Origin of the sequence: Nonomuraea antri, assembly GCF_013283785.1 — a bacterium.
Taxonomy (GTDB): Bacteria; Actinomycetota; Actinomycetes; order Streptosporangiales; family Streptosporangiaceae; genus Nonomuraea; species Nonomuraea antri.
Genome location: NZ_JABCPZ010000044.1, coordinates 1 through 22246, shown reverse-complemented (window position 1 = coordinate 22246; position 22246 = coordinate 1). Strand labels below are relative to the sequence as shown.

General features: G+C 72.1%; 21 protein-coding genes. 15 read left to right on the top strand and 6 right to left on the bottom strand.

Annotated elements, in window-relative coordinates:
* Positions 1–4: 4 nt before the first annotated feature.
* On the bottom strand, positions 5–1402 hold the full coding sequence (locus HII36_RS17065; RefSeq protein WP_173524176.1) for a hypothetical protein: 1398 nt from the start codon (positions 1400–1402) through the stop codon (positions 5–7).
* 152 nt (positions 1403–1554) lie between these two features.
* Between HII36_RS17065 and HII36_RS17060 the strand changes: the two genes are divergently transcribed.
* Together HII36_RS17060 and HII36_RS17055 are read left to right on the top strand one after the other, a co-directional pair.
* Positions 1555–2211, top strand: coding sequence for a response regulator transcription factor (locus HII36_RS17060; RefSeq protein ID WP_173524175.1), 657 nt, complete (start codon positions 1555–1557; stop codon positions 2209–2211).
* An 8-nt stretch (positions 2212–2219) separates the two neighbouring features.
* Entirely contained in the window at positions 2220–3368 is a 1149-nt protein-coding gene (locus HII36_RS17055) for a sensor histidine kinase (protein WP_236003578.1), read from the top strand.
* A gap of 12 nt (positions 3369–3380) precedes the next feature.
* Here HII36_RS17055 and HII36_RS17050 read toward each other — a convergent pair whose 3' ends face one another.
* Positions 3381–6245 (bottom strand): NACHT domain-containing protein, encoded by a 2865-nt coding sequence (locus HII36_RS17050; RefSeq protein ID WP_173524173.1) that lies wholly within the window; start codon positions 6243–6245, stop codon positions 3381–3383.
* A 75-nt stretch (positions 6246–6320) separates the two neighbouring features.
* Positions 6321–8186 (bottom strand): propionyl-CoA synthetase, encoded by a 1866-nt coding sequence (locus HII36_RS17045; protein WP_173524172.1) that lies wholly within the window; start codon positions 8184–8186, stop codon positions 6321–6323.
* A gap of 93 nt (positions 8187–8279) precedes the next feature.
* On the opposite strand from HII36_RS17045, the gene HII36_RS17040 reads away from it, so the two are divergent.
* From HII36_RS17040 to HII36_RS17030, 3 genes are all read left to right on the top strand, one after another.
* Positions 8280–8930, top strand: coding sequence for a nucleotidyltransferase domain-containing protein (locus tag HII36_RS17040; RefSeq protein WP_328807748.1), 651 nt, complete (start codon positions 8280–8282; stop codon positions 8928–8930).
* Positions 8927–9670, top strand: a complete 744-nt coding sequence (locus tag HII36_RS17035; protein ID WP_328807747.1) for a nucleotidyltransferase domain-containing protein — start codon at positions 8927–8929, stop codon at positions 9668–9670. The genes HII36_RS17040 and HII36_RS17035 overlap by 4 nt, the downstream gene beginning before the upstream one ends.
* A gap of 179 nt (positions 9671–9849) precedes the next feature.
* A complete protein-coding gene (locus tag HII36_RS17030; protein WP_173524171.1) occupies positions 9850–10392 on the top strand; it encodes a DUF2165 family protein in 543 nt (180 codons plus the stop codon).
* Between the two features lie 77 nt (positions 10393–10469).
* Here the strand turns inward: HII36_RS17030 and HII36_RS17025 are convergent, their stop codons facing one another.
* On the bottom strand, positions 10470–11402 hold the full coding sequence (locus HII36_RS17025) for a GNAT family N-acetyltransferase (protein ID WP_173524170.1): 933 nt from the start codon (positions 11400–11402) through the stop codon (positions 10470–10472).
* A 128-nt stretch (positions 11403–11530) separates the two neighbouring features.
* Here HII36_RS17025 and HII36_RS17020 point away from each other — a divergent pair, with 128 nt between their 5' ends.
* Together HII36_RS17020 and HII36_RS17015 are read left to right on the top strand one after the other, a co-directional pair.
* Complete coding sequence (locus HII36_RS17020) at positions 11531–12463, top strand: hypothetical protein (protein WP_173524169.1); 933 nt, start codon at positions 11531–11533, stop codon at positions 12461–12463.
* A gap of 34 nt (positions 12464–12497) precedes the next feature.
* Entirely contained in the window at positions 12498–13016 is a 519-nt protein-coding gene (locus HII36_RS17015) for a hypothetical protein (RefSeq protein ID WP_173524168.1), read from the top strand.
* 153 nt (positions 13017–13169) lie between these two features.
* On the opposite strand, the gene HII36_RS17010 is transcribed toward HII36_RS17015, so the two are convergent.
* Positions 13170–13964: a class I SAM-dependent methyltransferase gene (locus HII36_RS17010; RefSeq protein WP_173524167.1), complete on the bottom strand. Its 795-nt coding sequence runs from the start codon at positions 13962–13964 to the stop codon at positions 13170–13172.
* A 143-nt stretch (positions 13965–14107) separates the two neighbouring features.
* On the opposite strand from HII36_RS17010, the gene def reads away from it, so the two are divergent.
* The 5 genes from def (at position 14108) to HII36_RS16985 (ending at position 17617) form a co-directional block, all read left to right on the top strand.
* Positions 14108–14647, top strand: a complete 540-nt coding sequence (gene def, locus HII36_RS17005) for a peptide deformylase (protein ID WP_173524166.1) — start codon at positions 14108–14110, stop codon at positions 14645–14647.
* Positions 14648–14654: 7 nt separating this feature from the next.
* Positions 14655–15278: a helix-turn-helix domain-containing protein gene (locus HII36_RS17000; RefSeq protein WP_217369614.1), complete on the top strand. Its 624-nt coding sequence runs from the start codon at positions 14655–14657 to the stop codon at positions 15276–15278.
* Positions 15271–16680 carry a pyridoxal phosphate-dependent decarboxylase family protein gene (locus HII36_RS16995; protein ID WP_173524165.1) on the top strand — a complete coding sequence of 470 codons (1410 nt, stop codon included), beginning with the start codon at positions 15271–15273 and terminating at the stop codon, positions 16678–16680. Before HII36_RS17000 ends, HII36_RS16995 begins: the two co-directional genes overlap by 8 nt.
* A gap of 153 nt (positions 16681–16833) precedes the next feature.
* Positions 16834–17250, top strand: a complete 417-nt coding sequence (locus HII36_RS16990; RefSeq protein WP_173524164.1) for a CBS domain-containing protein — start codon at positions 16834–16836, stop codon at positions 17248–17250.
* Between the two features lie 10 nt (positions 17251–17260).
* Positions 17261–17617 carry an MmcQ/YjbR family DNA-binding protein gene (locus HII36_RS16985; RefSeq protein ID WP_173524163.1) on the top strand — a complete coding sequence of 119 codons (357 nt, stop codon included), beginning with the start codon at positions 17261–17263 and terminating at the stop codon, positions 17615–17617.
* Between the two features lie 40 nt (positions 17618–17657).
* On the opposite strand, the gene HII36_RS16980 is transcribed toward HII36_RS16985, so the two are convergent.
* Complete coding sequence (locus HII36_RS16980) at positions 17658–18746, bottom strand: TerC family protein (protein WP_236003577.1); 1089 nt, start codon at positions 18744–18746, stop codon at positions 17658–17660.
* Between the two features lie 251 nt (positions 18747–18997).
* Here HII36_RS16980 and HII36_RS16975 point away from each other — a divergent pair, with 251 nt between their 5' ends.
* The 3 genes from HII36_RS16975 to HII36_RS16965 form a co-directional block, all read left to right on the top strand.
* On the top strand, positions 18998–19939 hold the full coding sequence (locus tag HII36_RS16975) for a 2-hydroxyacid dehydrogenase (RefSeq protein WP_217369613.1): 942 nt from the start codon (positions 18998–19000) through the stop codon (positions 19937–19939).
* A gap of 245 nt (positions 19940–20184) precedes the next feature.
* The gene (locus tag HII36_RS16970) at positions 20185–21606 is read left to right on the top strand and encodes a phenylacetate--CoA ligase family protein (protein ID WP_173524162.1); all 1422 of its coding nucleotides are present in this window, start codon (positions 20185–20187) and stop codon (positions 21604–21606) included.
* Positions 21603–22246: hypothetical protein (locus HII36_RS16965; RefSeq protein ID WP_217369612.1), on the top strand; the 644-nt coding region annotated here is incomplete at its 3' end. The genes HII36_RS16970 and HII36_RS16965, both read left to right, overlap by 4 nt.

The following is a 22246-nucleotide window of genomic DNA, read 5'->3' as shown; positions in this document are numbered from 1 at the left end:
GTCCTCACACCGGCACAGTAGTCCGCCGTTCGCGCCAGGCGCGATACCGCAGGCGCGGTAGCCGGGCTACCGCCAGCGCGGCGGCGACGCAGGCGAGCGGGATGGCGGGCAGCACGTAGCGGTGGTCGAAGTCGAGCGCCGCCACCGGCGCGACGAGCAGGAACATCGCGAACGTCCACGGCAGCAGCGCCGCCCTGCGCAGCGCGCCGAGCAGCAGCAGCACGCCGAACAGCGTCCCGTGCAGGAACCACGGGTACGGATAGGCGGCCAGGATCGACGCGTACGGCCGCACCGAGGTCATCCCGGTCAGCCCGGGGTCGTAGTCGGCCCGCACCTGGGCGACGAGCGGCTGTTCCTCGGGCAGCGGCCAGGCGCCGACGGGGAACGAGGTGGTGGGTGACATCCGCTTGGGGTGCGCGACGGGTTCCCAGGTGAACGCCAGCGCGGTGTCCTCGACGATCTCGCGCAGGTAGTCGAGCGGCTGGGCGGTGATGGCCGCGACGGCGAAGGACCTGGCCAGGTCGTTGTGCGCGAACCGGCCGCCGGGCAGCAGGTTGAGCGAGGCCCCCGGGGCCCAGACGTACTCGGAGGCGGCGTCCACGACGGTGCCGTTCGGGCACAGCTTGGCCAGTTCCGGCGCCGGCTTGATGATCGAGCAGTCGGCGAAGGTCATGGTGCGCGCCCACAGGGCGACCCCGTCGGAGCCGCTGAGCGCGAACCTGCCGTGGTGCTGGGCGTACCAGCCGGCGTAGCCGAGCAGCGGCAGCGCGCCGGCCAGCGCGAACGCCACCACGCGCCGCCACGGGGTGCGGCGCAGCAGCAGGTACAGCCCGGCCAGGCCGAGCAGCGGGACGGCGGCGGTGCGGGTGAGCCCGGCCAGCGCGAGCAGCAGCCCGGCCGCGACCGCGGCCCGCGCGGACACCTGGTCGCGCCACATGAGCACCGACAGCGCGGCCACGATGAGGAAGATCACCTGGACGTCGGACAGGATCGCGTGCTCCAGCCGCAGGAACGACGGGTCGAACAACACCGGCACGGCGGCCAGCGACGCCCCCCAGCCGGGCAGCGACCTGCGGCGCAGCAACGCGTAGATCATCACGCCGATGCCCAGGCCCATCGCGTGCTGCACCGCGACGACCACCTCCACGCTGTGGAAGGGCAGCAGCAGCCGCAGGAACAGCGGGTACCCGGCGGGGTGGAAGGCGCCCTGCGGCCGCAGGTGCACGGCCGTGTCCAGGTAGGTGAAGGAGTCGTACCAGTACAGCCGCGCGGTGTCGTGGCCGAGCATGACGAGCACGCGCAGCACGGCCGCCGCCCCGAGCACCACGGCGAACAGCCGGTGCCCCTGGCGCGCCCCGAGTTCGGGCGTTCGCAGGCGTGGCTGCGCGAGCGTGGCGATCATGAGACGTCTCCCCCGGGTACGGCCGGACGTTTCCGGCTTCGGGGAAGCAGTTCAGCGGGAGGCCGATAACCTGATCGTCACCAGATCTGGTTATGTCCGCGTTATGCGGCCTAGATCAAAATTTGAGCATTTACCGTGACTTGGGGGGCAAGGTGCGGGTGTTGATCGCCGAGGACGAGCGCATGCTCGCCGACTCGATCGCCGAGGGCCTGCGAGGTGAGGCCCTGGCCGTGGACGTGGCCTACGACGGTGAGGCGGCGCTCGAACGGCTCGGCGTGCACGACTACGACGTGCTGATCCTCGACCGGGACCTGCCGAACGTGCACGGCGACGAGGTCTGCGCGCGCGTGGTGGCCAACGGGTGGATGGTCCGGGTGCTGATGCTGACGGCGGCCGGCGACGTGCGTTCCCGGGTGGCGGGGTTGTCGCTGGGGGCCGACGACTACCTGCCCAAGCCGTTCGCGTTCGAGGAACTGCTGGCCCGCGTGCACGCGCTGGGCCGCCGGGCCCGCCCGGCCGACCCGCCGATGCTGGAGCGGGCCGGGATCAGGCTGGACTGGGCGCACCGCCAGGTGTTCAGGGACGGCGTCTACGTGCCGCTGGCGCGCAAGGAGTTCGGCGTGCTGGCCGAGCTGCTGCGCGCGCGTGGCGCGGTGGTCTCGGCCGAGGAACTGCTGGAGAAGGTGTGGGACGAGCACATCGACCCGTTCACCAACACCGTGCGTACGACGATGATGAAGCTGCGCAAGAAGCTCGGCGAGCCGCAGGTGATCGAGACCGTGCCGGGCGTGGGGTACCGGCTGCCATGAGTGTCCGCATGCGTTTCTCCCTGGCCTGCGCCGGGGTGTTCTTCCTGGTCAGCGCACTGCTGCTGGTCGGCGTCTACCTGATGGTCAGGCAGAGCCTGGAGCCGCGCCCCGGCGTGATGACGCCCAAGTCCTTCACCGTGCCCGTCGGCTGGAACTACTTCGAGCAGGGCACGGACTTCTACCGCATCGGCGTCGAGCGGGGGCGCCAGGTCCGCGAGGTCTACCAGCGCGACACCCTGGTCACCTATCGCGTCGGTGCGCCGCTCATGCTGCTCGCCGCCACCGCGGTGGGCTTCGGGCTGGGCTGGCGGGTGGCCGGGTGGTCGCTGCGGCCGCTCAGGACGGTCACCGAGACCGCCCGCCGGGTCGCGCAGAGCCACGACCTGGCCGAACGCATCGACTACCAGGGCCGCAGCGACGAGCTCAAGGAACTGACCGGGATCTTCGACACGATGCTCGGCCGGCTGGCCCGCTCGTTCGACGGCCAGCGGCGCTTCGTCGCCAACGCCTCCCACGAGCTGCGCACCCCCCTGACGATCAACAGGACGCTCGTGGACGTCGCCGTCCGCCGCCCGGACGCCACCGACGACGTCAAGCGGCTCGGCGAGTCGCTGCTGCTGGTCAACGCCAGGCACGAACGGCTCATCGACGGCCTGCTGGCGCTCACCGAAGGCCAGCAGGCGGTGCTGGACCGGCGGCCGTTCGACCTGAGCGACGTGGCCGAGCACGTGCTCGACCAGGCCGTCGAGGAGGCCGCCGAGCGCGAGGTCACCCTGCACCGGCTGCTCGACCCGGCCCCGACGGCGGGCGAGGCGGTGCTGGTCGAACGGCTGGTGCAGAACCTGGTGGAGAACGCGATCAGGCACAACCACCCCAAGGGCGAGGTGTGGGTGACCACCCGGTCGCGGGCCGGGCTGGTGGAGGTGGTCGTGGCCAACACGGGGCTGCAGGTGCCGCCGTACGAGATCGAGACGATCTTCGAGCCGTTCCGCCGGCTGCACGGCGACCGGCTGCGCTCCGACCGGGGCAGCGGGCTGGGGCTGTCGATCGTCCGGGTGATCACCGAGGCGCACGGCGGCACGGTGACGGCCAGGCCGCGCGAGGAGGGCGGCCTGAGCATCGTGGTCGAACTGCCCATGCACGACCCGGCCGTCTGACCGGACCGGCGGTCAGTCCGGGTCCTGGTGGATCTCCCAGAGCACGTCCTCCGGGATGCCGGACTTGACCAGCAGCTCCCAGGTCGCCATCCGCTCCCCCGGGTCGGCGAGCAGGGCGTGCAGCACGGGGCGCAGGTCGTCCTGGGCGGCGCCGCCGCGCGTCCAGAGCGCGCCGACCGCCTGACACATGGCCGGGGAGCGCACGGCGGCGGTGGTGACCAGCTCGCCGAGCAGCCCGACGCGTTCGCGCGGCGGCAGCTCCGCGCCCTCGCCGAGCGCGCGCAGCAGCAGGTCGAGCAGCCTGCGGTGGCGGGGCGCGTGCCCGGTGGCGACGGCGGCGACCACGTCGCCCATGCCACCGCCCCCGTCCAGGCCACCGCTCCCCTCCATGACACGGGGGCCCGCGCCGGTGGCGCCGCCGAGCACGACGTCCTCGCGGCCCGCCGTCACGACCCGGTGCGCGCCCAGCGCGGTGACCAGCCCGGTCCAGCCCTCCCGGCCGAGCTGGCCCTTCCACAGGTGGGTGAGCGAGGTCCAGCGCTCCAGGTGGCCTGGCTCGCCGAGCAGTTCGGAGACGGTGACGGGCTCGTCGCGGACGCCGGTGACCAGCAGCGCGAGGTTCGCCGAGTACGCGGCCAGTCGGCGCGTCACCGGGGGGCGTACCGGGCGGAAGGCGGTGAAGTGGCGGCGCGGCTGCTCGTCCAGGGACGTGCGCAGCAGCCCGGTCAGCAGCCCGGCGCAGCGGGAGCGCACGTCGGCGGGCAGGTCGGCGAGCAGTTCCAGCAGGAAGCCGACCGTCGGGCCGCGCTCGGCCAGGCAGGAGAAGGAGGTGACGGTGTGGAGCAGGTCGTCGTCCACCGGCTGGAGCGGCAGGTCGCCCGCGGCGCGGTGCCTGCGGTCCAGGTCGCGTAAGGCGTACACGGTGAGCCAGGCGACCAGGAACTCGCCGAACGTGGCGTGCAGGAACGCGTGGCCGTTGCCGCGCACGAAGAAGAACCGCTCGGTGACGCGCCTGACCCAGTCCACGGGGACGCCCGCCTCGCCGGGGGCGAGCGGGCCGAACAGCGCGGGCAGGTCGGTGGCCAGCGCCTCCTCGGTGAGCACCTGACGGCCGCGGGCGAACATCGACAGCGCCGCCACGCCCAGTTCGAGCAGTTCCCGCTCGACGGCCGGGTCCGCGGGCGACTCCCCGGCGGTGGCGGCGAGTTCCCTGGCGGTGAACTCCCTGATCAGCGACTCGTACAGGCGGGCACGGCCGATCGGCGCCCGCTCGCGGCGCAGCGCGTTGCCCGCCGCGTCGTAGAGCGCGAACAGCAGCAGGAGCAGCGGCTGCCTGGCCGGCTCGCCCTGGGCCAGCGCCACGCCGGACGACAGCGGCTTCAGCTTCCGCCTGGCGAGCGTCGCCCGGTTCGTCTGGTCCCAGATGTCGAGCCACTGGCGTACCTGGTCGTCGTCGAACGGCTGCAGTTGCAGCGCCAGCACCCCGTCGGGGAACCTGATCCGGTCGGCCACCACGGTGCGGCTGGTCACGATCACCACGACCGGGCGGCCGTGGCCGGCCTCGTGCCGCTGGAACTCCTGGACGCGTTCCAGGTGGTAGTCGTAGCGGTCGCCGCCGCTCTGGATCAGCTCGTCGAACCCGTCGAGCAGGATGACCGGCAGCGCGCCGTCGCCGGCCGTGACGAGCTCGGCGTACGTCATCTCCGCGCCGGTGATCGTCCGCACCGCCTGCTCGATCTGCCCGGTGATCGACGAGCCGGCCGCCGCGCCGCGCAGCTCCACCCTGATCGGCAGGAACTCCGACCTGGCCAGCCGCGCGGCCAGCACCTCGGCCAGCTTCGACTTGCCCGACCCCGGCTCGCCCAGCACCAGCAGCGGCGCCTGGGTGGCGCGCAGCGAGGTGAGGTGGCCGACCAGGAACGCCTCGGTGTCGACCAGCAGCCGCCTGCCGGACCACCAGCCCTTGTCCGCCGGGGTGCTCTCCCTGCTCAGCTCGGCCACCCGGCAGGCCGGCGTGATGTAGCCCTCGCCGAGCAGCGGCAGCGTGACGTCCGCCGGGGCCTTGCCGGCGGCCAGCAGCGGCTGGTCGAGCGTGTTGGCGGCCATCCTGGCCCGGTGGATGACCGGGCTGTCGCCGACGCGCGGCGGCGCCAGCTCGGCCAGCAGCCAGGCCACCCGCGACAGGCCCGCGCCCGGCCCGGGACGCTCGGTCACCAGCGTGCGCACGCCGAACTCGTGGCTGTCGAGCGCCAGCGACCGGTAGTCCTCGTCGTAGATGCGGATGGCGTGCGCGGGCGGGCCTTCCGCGAGCATCCTGGGCAGCAGGAGCCGCTCGTCCTGGGACAGTTCCTCCCACACCGCCAGGCCGCCGACGTAGGTGGTCACGGCCTCGGACATGCGCTGGTACGCGCGTTCGACGGCCTGCCTGGTCTCGGCGTACGGCACGTGCGGCTCGGGGGTCGGCAGCCGCTCCAGCAGCAGGCTCGCCACCAGGGCGGCGAAGCGCTCGGCCGTCGGCATCCCGTTCGCGATCTTGTCGCTGCGGTCCAGCCGGTCCAGCGTGAATGGCAGCTTGGCCTCGCCGAACGCCTCCAGGTACGCGGCCACCACGATCGCGGCGTGCGCGGCGGCCAGGCGCTGGGTGTGGGTGAACCGGTCCACGCCGCTCTTCAGCTCCGGCAGGCGGCGCATGACGTCCTCGCCGTAGCGGACGACGTCGTTGCGCAGGTCGAACAGGCCGGGCATGAGCTGCCCGCCGCCGGCCAGCGCCCAGCCGGTGCGTTCTGCCGCCGCCGCGAAGCCGATCACCTTGACCAGCCGGGTCTCCTTGCTGCCCAGGATCTTCAGTGCGTCGGCGTAGCTGAGCATGTGTGTCATGGCGGTCTCCGGTGCTCGGATCTCCATCGTCCGTCCGTTCGCCGTGGCCGTCACAGGTCCTTGCGCGGTCGATCCCTACTCGCTCTTGATCGCCGTCGCGATCTCCTCCAGCGCCGCGGGATCCTCGATCGTGGAGGGCGTGGTGTACGGGGCGCCCGCGGCGATGTCGCGCATGGTGCCCCGCAGGATCTTGCCCGACCTGGTCTTGGGCAGCCGTGAGACGACCACGGCGCGTTTGAACGCGGCCACCGGGCCGATGCGTTCGCGCACCAGCGCGACCAGTTCCCGCTCGACCTGCGCCGGGTCGCGGTCGGCGCCCGACTTGAGCACCACGAAGGCCACCGGGAGCTGGCCCTTGAGCTGGTCGGTGACGCCGATGACCGCGCATTCGGCCACGTCGGCGTGCTCGGCGACGACCTCTTCGATCGCGCCGGTGGACAGGCGGTGCCCGGCCACGTTGATCACGTCGTCGATGCGGCCCATGACGTAGAGGTAACCGTCGGTGTCGAGGTAGCCGCCGTCGCCGGTGAGGTAGTGGCCGGGGTGGCGGGTCAGGTACGACTCGGCGAAGCGGTCGTCGTCGCGGTAGAGGGTGGGCAGCGTGCCGGGCGGCAGCGGCAGCTTGACGGTGACGGCCCCTTCGACGCCGGGCGGGCATTCGCGGCCGTCGGGGTCGAGGATGCGCACGTCGTAGCCGGGGACCGGCTTCGTGGGCGAGCCCGGTTTGATGGGCAGCGGCTCGATGCCGACGCAGTTGGCCGCGACCGGCCAGCCCGTCTCGGTCTGCCACCAGTGGTCGATGACCGGGATGCCGAGCAGGTCGGCGGCCCAGTGGTAGGTGTCGGGGTCGAGCCGTTCACCGGCCAGGAAAAGGTGCCGCAATCCCGACAAATCCCACTTTTTGGCGAAATTTCCGGAAGGGTCCTCTTTTTTGATGGCCCTGATCGCGGTCGGCGCGGTGAACAGCGTCCGTACCCCATGGGTGGACACGACCCGCCAGAACGCGCCCGGGTCGGGCGTGCCGACCGGTTTGCCCTCGTACAGCACGGTCGTGCAGCCCGCCAGCAGCGGCGCGTACACGATGTAGGAGTGCCCGACCACCCAGCCGACGTCCGAGGCGGCCCAGTACACCTCGCCGGGTGCGGCGCCGTAGACGTTGGACATGCTCCAGTGCAGCGCGACCGCGTGGCCGCCGTTGTCGCGCACGACGCCCTTGGGCGAGCCGGTCGTGCCGGAGGTGTAGAGGATGTAGAGCGGGTCGGTCGCGGCCACGCTCACGCACTCGGCGGGCTCGGCTTCGGCCACCGCCCGCGCCCAGTCGAGGTCGCGGCCGGGCACGAGGTCGGCCGGGCACTGCTCGCGCTGCACGATCACGCAGTGCGCGGGCCGGTGCGCGGCCTGCTCCAACGCCGCGTCCAGCAGCGGCTTGTACGCCACCACGCGCGCCGGCTCGATCCCGCACGAGGCCGACAGCACCACCTTGGGCCGGGCGTGGTCGATGCGCACGGCCAGCTCGCGTGCCGCGAACCCGCCGAACACCACCGAGTGCACGGCGCCCAGCCGGGCGCAGGCCAGCATCGCGATCACGGCCTCGGGCACCATCGGCATGTAGATCACCACGGTGTCGCCGGTCTCGACGCCGAGCGCGCGCAGCATGCCGGCCGCCCTGGCCACGCGTTCGCGCAGCTCGGCGTAGGTGTAGCTGTCGATCGTCCCGGTCACCGGGCTGTCGTGGATCAGCGCGGGCTGCTCGCCGCGCCCGGACTCCACGTGCCGGTCGAGCGCGTTGTAGCAGGTGTTGAGCCGCCCGTCGGGGAACCACCGCCCGTCGCGGGTCGCGACCGAGGGCGCCATGTCCCACGCGATGCCCAGTGCCGCCTCGGCCCAGAACCGCTCGGGCTCGTCGATGCTCCGCCTGTACGCCTCGTCATAGCCGGCCACCCATCGATCAGATCAGCCCTACCCGCGAGTACGCAAGCCCCCGCGCCACCGCGGGCCGTCCGGGCATGGGTCCCGGTCTGGGAGGGTGTCCTGGTGGAAGATGATGTGATCCTTTCCGTGGTGGTCGGGTCGCGGGCGTACGGGCTGGAGACGGAGACGTCCGACACCGACAGGCGCGGCGTGTTCGTGGCCCCGACCGCGGACTTCTGGCGTTTGGACAAACCGCCCACGCATCGCGACGGGCCGCTGCCCGAGCAGTTCTCGTGGGAGGTCGAGCGGTTCTGCCGGTTCGCGCTGGAGGCGAACCCGACCGTGCTGGAGTGCCTGTGGTCGCCGCTCGTGGAGGTGATCACCCCGTCCGGCAAGCGGCTGCGCGAGCTGCGCGGCGCGTTCCTGTCCAGGCGCGCGCACCAGACCTTCACCAGGTACGCCGACACGCAGTTCCGCCGCATCGACCCGGCCGCGCCCAACTGGAAGCAGGCCATGCACATGGTGCGGCTGCTGCTCAGCGGCCTGCACCTGGCGCGGCACGGCGAGCCGCTGGTCCAGATGGGTGAGCACCGGGAGCGGCTGCTGTCGATCAAGCGGGGCGAGGTGCCGTGGGCGCAGGTGGACGCCTGGCGCCGCGAGCTGTCGGCCGAGGTGGCCGCCGTACAGGCCGCCGGTCCCGGCCCGCTGCCCGAGGCGGCCGACCGCGACTCGGTCGAGGAATTCCTCGTCGACGTGCGCAGGGAGCATCTGTGACGGCCCCGGGATCGCTGCCCGCGTGGCTCGCGGACGTCGCGGGTGAGCAGCCGTACCCGCTGGTGTTCGCGACCGTGAGCGGCGCGCACCTGTACGGTTTCCCGTCCGCCGACTCCGACGTGGACCTGCGCGGCGTGCACGTGCTGCCGGCCGCCGAGGTGGTCGGGCTGCGCACCGGGCCGGAGACGCTGGATCGCGACTGGACCCGCGACGGGATCGAGGTGGACCTGGTCACGCACGACCTGGCCAAGTTCTGCCGGCTGCTGCTGAACCGCAACGGCTACGTGCTGGAGCAGGTGCTGTCGCCGCTGGTGGTGGCGACGTCCGCGGTGCACGAGGAACTGGCGGCGCTGACGCCCGGCTGCGTGACACGCCATCACGCGCACCACTACCTGGGCTTCTCGCGCACGCAGTGGCGGCTGTTCGGCACGAGCGGGGAGCTGAAGCCGCTGCTGTACACGCTCCGGGTGCTGGCCACCGGGACACACCTCATGCGCACCGGCGAGCTGGAGGCCGATCTGACCCGGTTGCCGGCGTACGCGCCGCCGTACACGGGCGAGCTGATCGCCGCCAAGCGGGAGGCCGAGCACGGCCGGGCGCCCGAGCTGGGCGACTACGCGGCGGACGTGGCGCGGATGACGGCCGGGCTGGAGTCGGCCGCGGCGGCGTCCGCGCTGCCCGAGCGGGCGAGCGCCGGAGAGGCGCTGCACGACCTGGTGGTGCGGATTCGGCTACAATAAGTCACGTTGTTCCACCTCAGGCTGAGGGGCCCGCGACGTCACCGCCAGTGACGGAGCCAGTGGAGCGGCCCGGCGAGTTCCTCCACGCCGGGCGAGCGGGCCCCTGCGGATCTTTCCCCTTCGGACACCTCCCCCGGGCCCGTGTGCTCATTCGATCAGAGTTGTCAAAGGAAAGAACCTTGGCCCGCTTCGACACCATCTCCGCGCTTCGCATCGCGAAGGCGCTGCTCACCTTCACCGTCGGCGGCTTCGCGCTGCTGGTCGTGTTCGGCAACCTCACCGACTACGGCACGAACTTCGAGTTCGTCAGGCACGTCCTGGCGATGGACGCGCAGAAGCCAGAACTCGCCGCGGTCAGCCAGATCAACTACCGCGCCATCCCGTGGACGTGGGCGCACCACGCCGCCTACATCGGGGTCATCCTCACCGAGGCGGTCATCATGGTGACCTGCCTGGTCTCGGCCTGGCAGCAGATCAGGGCCGTCGGCCGCGACGACGCCGCCTTCCACCACGCCAAGCGGTGGGGCATCGTCGGCTGCACGGTCGGGCTGCTGCTGTGGTTCTTCGGGTTCCAGGCCATCGGCGGCGAATGGTTCGGCATGTGGATGAACGGCACCTGGAACGGCATCCCCGACGCGGTGCGGCTGTGCACGTACATCGGGATCGTGCTGATCTTCCTCAGCCTGCGCAACGACGCCCGCGAGAACGCCGTGCGTGCCTGAGCCCACCGCTGAACCCGCCGCTGAACCCGCCGGCCCTGGCCGGGCGGCCGTCGCTGTGACGGCCGCCCGGTCCCGGCTCAGCCGGTCGGCGCCGACAGCACCAGGCGGATGGCGAAGTTGCGGTATCCGGCCCGCTCGAAGGCGCGGGCCATCGGCACGTTCCCGCTGTCCGTGTCGGCCGCGATGCGCTGGACGCCGCGTTCGGCGTGGAACCGGGTGATCTCGGCGAGCAGCTCGTCGACGTAGCCGCGCCCGCGGTGCTCGGGCACCACGCCGATGTAGCCCACCACGGGTCCGGCGCTGTTGGCGGACGGCAGCGCCACACCCACCAGGTCACCGTCCTGGGTGAAGGCCAGCCGCCACCAGGACCTGTCGCCCGGCATCGCCCGGTTGTCCGCGACGTCCTCGCGGGCCTGCTCCAGCGGCTCCATGGTGGCCAGCGCCTGCCGGGTGTGGTGGTCGAGCGTGCCCTGCGCCACGCGGGCGAACGCGTGCACGAACGTCTCGTCGTCGTCATCGCCGCGGAACACCAGCCGGCCCGGCGGCTTGGGCAGCGGGGACTCGGCGGCGGTCCACTCGTAACGCAGGCGTTCGAGCTCGTCGGTCAGCCCGGCGCGGCCGACGGCCTCCTGCCGCCAGGCGATGGCCGCCGCGGCGACCGGGTCGTCGCGCCAGCCGTTGCTGAGGAACACGTGGTAGGCGGGCGTCGTGCCGAAGGCCGCGTGCGCATGGCCGAGCAGTTCGGCGGCCAGGCCGACGCGGTCGGTCACCGAGGGGTGCACGTAGAGGCAGTCCAGCGCCAGCGGCTGGTCGCCGTCGGCGAAGCCCCACCAGACGGCGCGGGCCATGATCTCGCCGTTCTCCTCGGCGATCCAGACGCGTTCGTGGCGGTACTCGCCCGACTCCAGGAACGACAGCAGCCGGTCGGGGTGGGACCAGCTGACGTGCTCGTCGACGACGCAACCGAGCAAGCGGTCGAGATCAGCCTCGACCGTGGGACGGAACAACATGAATCCTCCGGAAAGCAGGAACGGACACGGTGAGTGCCCGAGTGATGCGGTACATCTCAACGCCCCCTTTCTCCCGACTTTTCGGTATCAGAGGCACTGTAGCGCAAATCTCGCGACAAGATAGCGGCGTGGACGACACCCTGCCGCTGCAGCCCCCGATCCGCCTGCCCGCCGAGTCCGAGCTGGCCAGAGCCGTGCGCGCGGCCCCGCTGGCCGCCGAACTCCTCTCCCCGGCGGAGGTGGAGGCCGGTGACGACGCCCGGGTGCTGGCGCGGTGGGCGGAGGTCTGCCGCGAGCGCCTGGCCGCCGATCAGCCCGTGCTGATGGAGCTGATCCGGATGTTCCTGTCGCGCGAGCCGCTGACGGGCGAGGTGCCCGCGCTGCCGTCCGGGCTCGGGCTGATCCGCCAGGAGGAGCCGTACGCGCTGTCGTGGCTGGGGCTCTGGGCGGTGCGCGCGATCATCGCCGACAGCACCGGCCAGGACATCCCGGTGATGGGCTCACTGGCCGGCGCGGACGCGGCGGCGCTGCTGTTCGGCCTGCGCTCGTATCCGGAGGCGGAACGCGAGGAGGAGCTGGCGGGCTGGCTGTCCGGCCGGGACCGCGAGGCGGCGGCCGGTGAGATCGCCGCGGCGCTGGCCACGGTGAGCCCGCTGAGCCGGGCGGTCGGGGTGGAGCTGCTGTCGTCGCGCTTCGGTGAGGAGGGACGGCGGGCGCTCGGCGGGCTGCTGGAGGAGCCGCGGCTGGGCGCGGTGGTCGCGGCCAGGCTCGGCAGGGACGACCGGCGGCCCGCGCCCGAGGAGATCCCGTGGGTGCTGGTGGACATGGCGGCGGCGCTGCTGGAGTTCGGCGGCGAGGCCGGCGAGGTGATCGAGTCGATCGCGCTCGGCATGGACCCGGCCGAGCAGGCGGGCACGATCGCGATCCTGGCGTTCGGCGATCACCCGTGGACCGGCCGGGTGCTCAAGGTCCTCATCGACCATCACCCCGACCTGCGGGTCGTCGCCGCCGCGCGCAAGGCGCTGCGCCGTCTGCACGGCCTGGCCGACGTCCGCGGCTGACCCGGGCGCGAGGGGTGGCGGTAGAGTCGCTGCGGTGACCAAGCATACGATCTCCCCACAGAGTGGCCCCCTGGGCGAAGGGTACGGCTGCGACTGCGGCGCCACCATGGTCGGCCGGATGGCCGCAGAACTGCACGCCGCCGAGAACAACCAGTGTTCCGTCTGCCTGGGATCGGCCGAGGAGCAGGTGGCGCCCGGCCTGCTGCGGGCCTGCACGGCCTGCGCGGCGACCGGCGGCCGCCGCGAGCAGATCACCTGGCAGCTCGCGCACGCCGAGGCCGAGGAACTCATCACCATGACGGTCGTGCGCGGGCTCGTCGCCGGCTACGACGGCCCGTTCCACCTGTCGGAGATCGCCGACACCGTGCGCAACGGCCTGGGCCTGCCCGCGGGACGGCTGCCCGTCGGCCCGCGGGTGCGCGACCTGCTGCTGCAGTTGCAGGCGGCCGGCGAGATCGCCATGGTGTCGGCGCCGGACGAACTGCTCGACGGCACGGACATGGTCCTCTACCGCGACCCCCAGTGGCAGCGCGTGCGCACACTGGGCCTGTGACCGCTCTCCAGGTGGCAGCGCGGGCGCACGCCGGGCCTGTGACCCGCTCCCCAGGTGGCAGCGCGGGCGCACGCCGGGCCTGTGACCGCCCCCCGTGGCAGCGCGTACGCGTGCTGGGCTTGTGACCCGCTCCCCCGCGCCGGAACGCCCACGTTAGACGCGGCAGAGGATCTCGCCGTGCGGGACGGTGAACCAGCCGTCCTCGGCCGCCGCCCACTCCAGCCAGCCGTCGGAGATGCGCCGCAGGTCGGCCTCCGTGGCCGCGCCGGTGGCCAGCGCCTGCCTGGCCATGGCCGAGTGCAGGATGCGGTCCGCCCACATGCCGCCCCACCAGTCACGGCTCTCCTGGTCGGCGTAGCACCACACGGACGCCGTGGCGGTCACGTCCTCGAACCCGGCCGCCCGGGCCCACGACAGCAGCCGCCGCCCGGCGTCGGGCTCTCCCCCGTTGGCGCGGGCCAGCTTCTGGTACAGCGCCAGCCACTCGTCCAGGGCGGGCACCCGCGGGAACCAGGCGAAGGCCGCGTAGTCGCTGTCGCGCGCCGCCACCAGCCCGCCGGGCCTGGTCACCCTGCGCATCTCGCGCAATGCCTGGACCGGGTCCCCGACGTGCTGCAACACCTGGTGCGCGTGCACCACGCAGAACGTGTCGTCGGGGAAGTCCAGCGCGTGCACGTCGGCGACGGCGAAGTCGACGTTCTCCGCCCCCCTGGCCGCCAGCTCCGCCCTGGCCAGCTCCAACGCCTCCGCGGTGACCTCGGACGCCGTCACCCGCGCCACCCTGGCCGCCAGGTCGGCGGTGATCGTGCCGGGGCCGCTGCCCACGTCCAGCACCTTCATCCCCGATTCCAGGTGCGGCAACAGGTAGGCGGCCGAGTTCTCGGCGGTGCGCCAGCGGTGCGATCGCAGGACGGTCTCGTGATGCCCATGCGTGTATACGGCTGCCATCGGAAACTCCTTCTCCTCAATCCCGATGACGATCACCTTAGCCACAATCTCATTTTTCGAGAAGAATCGTCTTGATATATGAGACGTTCGAGGCCGCGGATAGACTGCGGTGAAATCGGTGTCATGTGAGGAAAGGCGTGGTCGTGGGAGAGGTCCGGCCGATCGTGCGCGTCGGCGATCCGGTGCTGCACAACCCGTGCGAGCCGGTCACCCGGTTCGACGGCGAGCTGGCGGCGCTGGTCGACGACATGTTCGCGAGCATGTACGCGGCGGAGGGAGTGGGCCTGGCGGCCAACCAGATCGGCGTCGCGCTGCGCGTGTTCGTCTACGACTGCCCCGACGCCGACGGCGAGTACCACAAGGGCGTCGTGGTCAACCCGGAGCTGGAACTGCCCGGCCTGGGCGAGCGCAGGCTCGACCCCGGCGAGGAGGGCTGCCTGTCGGTGCCCGGCCAGTTCGCGCCGCTGCCGCGCGCCGACCACGCCGCGGTGCGCGGCTTCGACGTGAACGGCGAGCCCGTCACGGTCGAGGGCACCGGCATGCTGGCACGCTGCCTCCAGCACGAGACCGACCACCTCGACGGCTACCTGTACATCGACCGGCTGCCGGCCAAGCGCCGCAAGCAGGTGCTGGCCGCGTACGAGGAGTCTCTGAACGCTATAGAGGACATTTCTCCTCTATAGTGGAGGAATGTCGGGCGAAGGGGTGTTGTCCAGCGGGCTGTCCATGGCCGAGCTGGGCGCCAGGGTCCGGGCCGAGCGGCGGGCCCGCGGGCTGTCCATCGAGCGGCTGGCCGAGCTGAGCGGCATCAGCCGCAGCATGGTCTCCGACGTCGAGCGTGGCGCCAAGACGCCGACCGTGCTCGTGCTCGACCGGCTGGCCACCGCGCTGGGCACGTCGATCGCGCGGCTGCTCGACGAGCCCGCGCGCGAGACGCCGCTGGTGTTGCGGTACGCGGAGCAGCGCGTCCTGCGTGACCCCGCGGGCTGGGAGCGGCGGGTGTTGTCGCCGGTACTCGGCGACGTGGAGTTCGAGTTCATGCGTACCACGATCGGCCCCGGCGTCGACGCGGGCGAGTTCGCGCCGCACGCGCCGGGGTCGCGCGAGTACCTGGCGGTGGAACGCGGCCGGCTGCGGCTGACCATCGACGGACGGGCGCACGAGCTGGAGACCGGCGACTCGGCCTACTACCCCGGCGACCGCCGCCACGCCTTCGCCAACAACGGCGCGTCCGACTGCGTGTTCTTCCTGGCCATGGAGCTGGGCGGCGGCGGCCGTCACCACGAATCCTGGAAGGGGACGCACGATGGATGAGCTGCGCGAGGCCGCGGTGCTGGCGGCCGGCCTGGTGGCCGATCACCTGGCGGGCGTGGCCGGGTCCCCGGTGTGGCGGCCGGTGCCCGGCGCCGAGCGCGACTGGCTGAGCGGTCAGGAGCTGCCGGAGACCGGTCGCGGGCTCGGCGAACTGCTGGACGACGTGCGGGCCCACGTGCTGCCGTACCCGATGGGCAACGGGCACCCGCGCTTCTTCGGCTGGGTCAACTCGCCGCCGTCACCCGCGGGGGTGCTGGTCGAGCCGCTGGCCGCGGCGCTCAACCCGAGCTGCGCGGGCGGCGACCACGCCGGGCCGCTGCTGGAGCGCACGGTGGTGCGCTGGCTGGCCGGGCTGACCGGCTTCCCGCACCCGCCCGGCGGCGGGCTGCTGACCAGCGGCGCGTCCATGGCCACGATCATCTGCCTGGCCACCGCGCGGCAGCAGGCCGCGCTGCGCGACGGCTGGGACGCCCGCGAGGACGGCCTGTACGGCCGGCCGCCCATGACCATGTACGTCTCCGGCGAGGGGCACAGCTGCCTGCACAAGGCCGCCCAGCTCCTCGGCCTGGGCGCGCGCCAGGTCCGCACGGTGCCGGTGGACGACGCGTTCCGCATGGACGTCGATGCCCTGCGCGCCATGGTCGCCGAGGACGTGTCCGCCGGGCTGCGCCCGTTCTGCGTGGCGGCCAGCGCCGGCACGGTCAACTCCGGAGCGATCGACCCGCTCGACGCGATCGCCGACGTGGCGGCCGAGTTCGGCCTCTGGTTCCACGTGGACGGCGCCTACGGGGCGCTGGGCGTGCTGGCCGACGGCGCCGCGCCCCGGTACGCGGGCCTGGCCAAGGCCGACTCGCTGGCGCTCGACCCGCACAAGTGGCTGGGGGTGCCGGTCGGCTGCGGCTGCGCCCTGCTGCGCGACCCCGGCGCGGCCCGCGCCGCCTTCAGCCTGGTGCCCTCGTACCTGATCGACGACAACGCCGACGAGCTGGGCTGGTTCGCCGAGTACGGGCCCGAGCAGACCCGGCCGTTCCGCGCGCTGAAGACCTGGGCCACGCTGTCGCACCTGGGGCGCGAAGGGGTGGTCCGGCTGGTGAACCACACCACGGCGCTGGCCCGCGAGCTGGCGGAGCTGGTCGAGGCGGCGCCCGACTTCGAGCTGCTGGCGCCGGTGACCACGTCGATCACCGCGTTCAGGTACCGCCACGGAGGCGTCGACGGGCTCGACGCGCTCAACCGGGCGCTCCCGGCGGCCGTGCAGCGGCGCGGCAACGCGTTCGTCACCGGCACCCGGCTGGGCGGGCGCGACGCGCTGCGTGCCTGCTTCCTGAGCGGCGACACCACCTCAGGCGACCTGCGCGTGCTGCTCGACGAGATCAGGCTGGCGGCGAAGGACCTGGCGTGAAGGATCTGGCAGTGAAGGACCTGGCGGCGACGGTTCTGGCGGTGAAGGAGCGATAAAGCTCCTGTCCGGATTTATCCCGGAACCAGGGGAAAGTCGTGAATCTCACATTCGCCGGGGTAGGGGGTCGGCTGGACCGATCGACAGGAGGATCCCATGGCGAAGACCGTGGCAGACGTGATGACCACCCGGCCGGCGACCGTCGAGGGCGACCAGCCGGTGTCGGTGGCGGCGGCGCTGATGCGCGACAACGACGCGGGCGCGGTGATCGTCAACGACAACGGGCGCATGCAGGGCATCGTGACCGACCGCGACATCACCGTCCGCGTGACCGCCGACGACCGCGGCCCCGACACCCCGGTGCGCGACGCGTGCAGCCCGTCGGTGGAGGCCGTCGGCCCCGACACCAGCATCGACCAGGCGGTCCAGCTGATGCGTTCGCACGCGGTGCGGCGCCTGCCGGTCGTCGAGGACGGCCGCGCGGTCGGCATCATCTCGCTGGGCGACCTGGCGCTGGAGCGCGACCCGAACTCGGCGCTCGCCGACATTTCCGCGGCCGAGGGCAACCAGTAGCCTGGCCGGTGTGATCACAGTCGACGACGTCAGGCAGTTCACCAAGACCCTCCCGCGCTCGTCCGAACACCTCATCCGGGACCGGATCAAGTTCCGGGTGGGCCGGATCGTGTACGTGGCGTTCTCGCACGACGAGACGCTGATGGGCTTCGGGTTCCCCAAGGAGGAACGCGACGCCCTGGTGGCGGCCGAGCCGGCGAAGTTCCTCCTGCCGCGCGAGTCCGACCTGCGGTTCAACTGGGTCGTGGCGCGCATGGCGGAGCTCGACGTCGCCGAGATGCGCGAGCTGGTGCTCGACGCGTGGCGGATGTGCGTGCCCAAGAAGGTGCGGCTGGAGCAGCAGCTCGCCGCCGAACGCAGGCCCTGACGGCCACTCCCCGGACGAGGAGTGGCCGCCGCCACACGGGTTATTCCACCTGGCTCCGGCCGACCGGCGACGCGGGCGGCACGGGCGGCTCCTCCGGCGTCGGGGCCGGCGAGGACACCCCGGGCAGCTCGGACGACCCGGTCGTGCGCAGGTCGCGGCGGGACTTGAGCAGGCTGGCCACGGTGGTGATCGCGAGCACCGACACGATGACCGCCAGCGACACCCAGTTGCTGATCTCCGGCGCCCACGCCACAGGCTCACCGCCGTTGATGAACGGCAGCTCGTTCTCGTGCAACGCGTGCAGCACCAGCTTCACCCCGATGAACCCGAGGATCACCGCCAGCCCGTACGACAGGTAGACCAGCTTCTCCACCAGCCCGCCGAGCAGGAAGTAGAGCTGCCTGAGCCCCATCAGCGCGAACGCGTTGGCCGCGAAGACCAGGTAGGCGTCCTGGGTGATGCCGAAGATGGCCGGGATGGAGTCCACCGCGAACACCAGGTCGGCCCCGCCGATGGCGATCATGACGATGAACATCGGGGTCAGCCAGCGGCGGCCGTCCTGCTTGATCGTCAGCCGGGCGTCGTGATACTGGTCCGTCACCGGGAACAGCTTGCGCACCAGCCGGACGACTCCGCCGTTGGGGTCGTAGTCCTCGTTCTCGTTGTCGCTGAACGCGAACTTCCAGGCGGTGTAGATGAGGATGCCGCCGAAGATCCAGAAGATCCAGCTGAAGCGTTGCACGGCCTGCGCGCCCACGCCGATGAACACCCCGCGCATGACCAGCGCCATCATGATGCCGATGAGCAGCACCCGGTGCTGGTGGATGGCCGGCACCGCGAAGCTCGACATGATCAGCATGAAGATGAACAGGTTGTCGACGCTCAGCGAGTACTCGGTGATGTACCCGGTCAGGTAGGCCGCCGCCTGCTCGCCGCCGCCGAAGACCCACACACCGACGCCGAACGCGACGGCACAGCCGATGTAAAAGGTGATCCACTTCGCCGACTCGCCGACGGTGACCTTGTGCGGCCTCCGGTTGACGATGAGGAGGTCGACCAGGATGAGCCCGAGCAGGCCGACGATGGTGGCGAGCCACAGCCACGCGGGCACGGGCATGGGTGGGGGCATGATGCTCCTCCGACTGATCGTTGCTACGTCCGTCGGAGGTCTTCTCCGCCCGCGCCCCCTGGCACGGACCGACCGCGCCGGGTCCCGTTGACGGGTCCGTGATGACGACGCGGCCGCGAAGGAGTACTCCCCTCCACTACTGCCTGCGATAGTACATACGGAATGCCGTATCCGGAAATTCCTTGATTTCTCCGTACCTGACCCTATAAGGGGTGGCAGGTGGAGCGGACCGGCTCTGGGAGAATCGTGCGGTGATCTACGTGACCCGGTTGCTGACGGACACCGCGATGGCCCAGGTGCGCGCGCTCGGCGAGGTGCGCGCCGGCGGCGACGACCCGCCCGCCCGCGCGGAGCTGCTGGAACGGGCCGAGGGCGCGCGGGCGGTGGTGTGCACGCTGACCGAGCGCATCGACGCCGAGTTCCTCGACGCCGCCGGTCCGCGGCTGGAGGTGGTGGCCAACGTCGCGGTCGGCTACGACAACATCGACGTGCCCGCCGCCACCGAGCGCGGCGTCCGGGTCACCAACACGCCGGGCGTGCTCGACGGCGCCACCGCCGACCTGACGATGGCGCTGATCCTGGCCGCCTCGCGGCGGGTGCTCGACGGCGACCGGCTGCTCAGGTCGCGCACGCCCTGGGTGTGGGGGCCGCGCATGCTGCTCGGCCTCGACCTCAGCGCCGGCGCCACGCTCGGGATCGTCGGCTACGGGCGCATCGGCCGGGCGGTGGCCAGGCGGGCCCGGGCGTTCGACCTGAAGATCCTGGCCACGCCCAGCTCGGCCCCGCCCGGCGACGAGCCGGTGGAGATCGTCGACCTCGACACGCTGCTGGAGCGCAGCGACGTGGTGAGCCTGCACTGCCCGCTCACCCCCGGCACCCGCCACCTCATCGACGAGCGCGCGCTGGCGCGCATGAAGCCCACGTCCGTGCTGGTCAACACCGCCCGCGGCGGCATCGTGGACGAGCGGGCGCTGGTCACGGCGCTGCGCACGGGCGTGATCGCGGCCGCCGGCCTGGACGTGTTCGAGGGCGAGCCCAGCGTGAACCCGGCGCTGCTGGAGCTGGGCAACGTGGTGATCACCCCGCACATCGGCAGCGCGGGCACGGTGACCAGGGAACGCATGTGCGGCCTGGCCGTCGCCAACGTCGCCGACGTGCTGTCCGGCGCGGCGCCCCGCACCCCGGTGAACTGATCCCTGTAGCGATCGTGTAGCGGTCATGTAGCGGCCGCTCCGATCGTGGTCTCAGCGGGCACGAGGTGCGTGCCCGGTGAGCAAGGGAGAAACCGATGGTCAAGACCGCCCGCCGGTATGCCAAGTACGCCGTGAGCGCCCTGTCCACCGCCGTGTTCGTGCACATCGGCTAGTCAGCCGGCAGGTTCACTCCCCCGGGAGGATCACTCCCGGGGGACACCACCGGCGACGAAAGGACAGGGGCCGTGTTCGGGACCGCGGTACGCCAGCTCGGCTACGCCTGGTCGATGATGTCGGGCAGGCGATTCCGGCTGCGGGACGTGTCCGCGCTGGTCGACGATCTGCGTACGACGCTGGAGACGTTCGGCTCGCCCGGCGAGGGCGCCGACGACATGCTGGCGGGCAACGACCCGGAGCTCCAGGAAGACCTCACCAAGCGCAGGCTGCGCCGCACGATCAAGCACGCGGCGGCGGAGAGCCCCTACTACCGGCGGTGGTTCGCCGAGCACGGCGTCGACCCCGCCTCGATCACCCCGGAGACCATCGCCTCGATCGCGCCCACGCCCAAGTCGGCGCTGCGCGGCATGCCGTCGGCGTTCGTGTCCGACCTGGCCAAGCCGGCGCTGCTGGCGCACACCACAGGGACGACGGGCACGCCCACCCTGGTCTGGTTCTCCGCCTACGAGATCGAATTGATGTCGTCGATGGCGGCGCTCGCGCAGATGCTCACCGGCGGGGTCAGGGCCGAGCACGTGTGGGCCAACGCGATCAACTCACGCTCCATCGCCCAGGTCATCGCCGAACGCTCGGTCACCAGGACCGGGGCCGCGTTCGTGCACCTGGGCACCGTCGACCCGGCCGCCGCGCTGGACCGGCTGGCGACCCCGCTGCACGTGCCGGGCAAACAACCGCAGATCACGCATCTGAATCTCACCGCGTCGTACCTGGGCGCGCTCGTCCAGGAGGCCGAGCGGGGCGGCTGGACCGCCCGCGACTTCGGGCTGGTGGAGATCTGGTCGGGCGGCGAGGTGCTCACCGACGCGCTGCGCACACGGGCCGAGGAGACGTTCGGCGCGACCGTGATGGACGGCTACTCCATGACCGAGATCGCCCCGGTGACCGGCCAGGTCTGCCCGGACGGCCACCTGCACCTGCCGCCCGACCAGGGCCTGGTCGAGGTGCTCGACCCGGTCACGCTGGAGCCGGCCGCGCCGGGCGAGATCGGCACGCTGGTGGTGACTCCGTTCTCCACCTATCGCGACACGACGCTGCTGCTCAGGTACCTGACCGGCGACCTGGTCCGCGCGCTGCCCGAGGACGAGAAGCCCGCCTGCCGGATGGCCGCGATCCCGGCCACGTCCCGGGTGCTCGGCCGGATGAGCGAGTCCGGGATCACCACGCGCGACGTGCTCGACCTGCTGCAGGGCGAGCCCGCGCTGCCGCTGCCCACCAGGTACGCGCTGGACGGCACGCTGCTGCACGTGGTGGCCGGCAAGGACGATCCGGCGCTGCTGTCCAGGCTGGAGGAACGGGCGCACGGGCTGCCGCTGACCGGCATCGTCCTGGCCGAGACGCCCGAGGACCTGCCCAGCCCGTGTCACGTCCGCGCGGACCTGCTCGAGCACAGCTTCGAGCGGCCCGTCCCGCCGTTGATCGGAGCCCGATGATCTCGCACGCGCTGGCGCTCTACGCGCTCGTCGCACTGACCGTCGCGCTCACGGCCGCCTATCTGGGACGCTTCGTCATGCCCAGGCCGCCGGTCGGGCGGATGGTGCGCTCGGACATCGCCTTCATGATCATCGCGTTGGTGGCCATGCCGTTCGCCTACCTGCACGTGCACGTGGCCGTGGTGGTGTCCATCTTCGGCCTGGTGGTGTTCACGTTCGTGCAGCTCACGCTGGCGCCCGTGCTGGGCGGGCGGTGGGCGTCGCTGGCCGCGGCCGGGCTGTGCGCGGCCGACGTCGGCTCGTACCTGGCCGGGTGGCCGCTCGGCGTGCTGGTCGTCAACGACGTGGTGGTGATCCTGCTCGTCGTGGGCGCGGTGAACCTGTGGGTGCAGGCCGCGATCACGCCGAGCCAGGTGGCCGCGCTGGCCATGGCGCTGACCGTGTACGACACGTTCGCGACCGGGCTCAGCACGCTCACCGTCGACTTCGTGAACCGGCTGGACGGGCTGCCGTTCGCGCCGGTCCTGGCCACCAGTCACGGGCCGAGCCCGTCGCTGATCGGGCTGGGCGACTGCCTGATGTTGTCGCTGTGGCCGGTCGTGGCGCTGCGGGCGTACGGGAAGGCGGCGGGGTGGTGGGC

Excerpts from the sequence above, each read along its gene's own strand:
- HII36_RS17025 (WP_173524170.1), bottom strand. The coding sequence starts at position 11,402 with ATGTTGTTCCGTCCCACGGTCGAGGCTGATCTCGACCGCTTGCTCGGT.
- HII36_RS17055 (WP_236003578.1), top strand. The coding sequence starts at position 2,220 with ATGCGTTTCTCCCTGGCCTGCGCCGGGGTGTTCTTCCTGGTCAGCGCA.
- HII36_RS17065 (WP_173524176.1), bottom strand. The coding sequence starts at position 1,402 with ATGATCGCCACGCTCGCGCAGCCACGCCTGCGAACGCCCGAACTCGGG.
- HII36_RS16990 (WP_173524164.1), top strand. The coding sequence starts at position 16,834 with ATGGCGAAGACCGTGGCAGACGTGATGACCACCCGGCCGGCGACCGTC.
- HII36_RS17000 (WP_217369614.1), top strand. The coding sequence starts at position 14,655 with ATGTCGGGCGAAGGGGTGTTGTCCAGCGGGCTGTCCATGGCCGAGCTG.
- HII36_RS17010 (WP_173524167.1), bottom strand. The coding sequence starts at position 13,964 with ATGGCAGCCGTATACACGCATGGGCATCACGAGACCGTCCTGCGATCG.
- HII36_RS17050 (WP_173524173.1), bottom strand. The coding sequence starts at position 6,245 with ATGACACACATGCTCAGCTACGCCGACGCACTGAAGATCCTGGGCAGC.
- HII36_RS16995 (WP_173524165.1), top strand. The coding sequence starts at position 15,271 with ATGGATGAGCTGCGCGAGGCCGCGGTGCTGGCGGCCGGCCTGGTGGCC.
- HII36_RS16980 (WP_236003577.1), bottom strand. The coding sequence starts at position 18,746 with ATGCCCCCACCCATGCCCGTGCCCGCGTGGCTGTGGCTCGCCACCATC.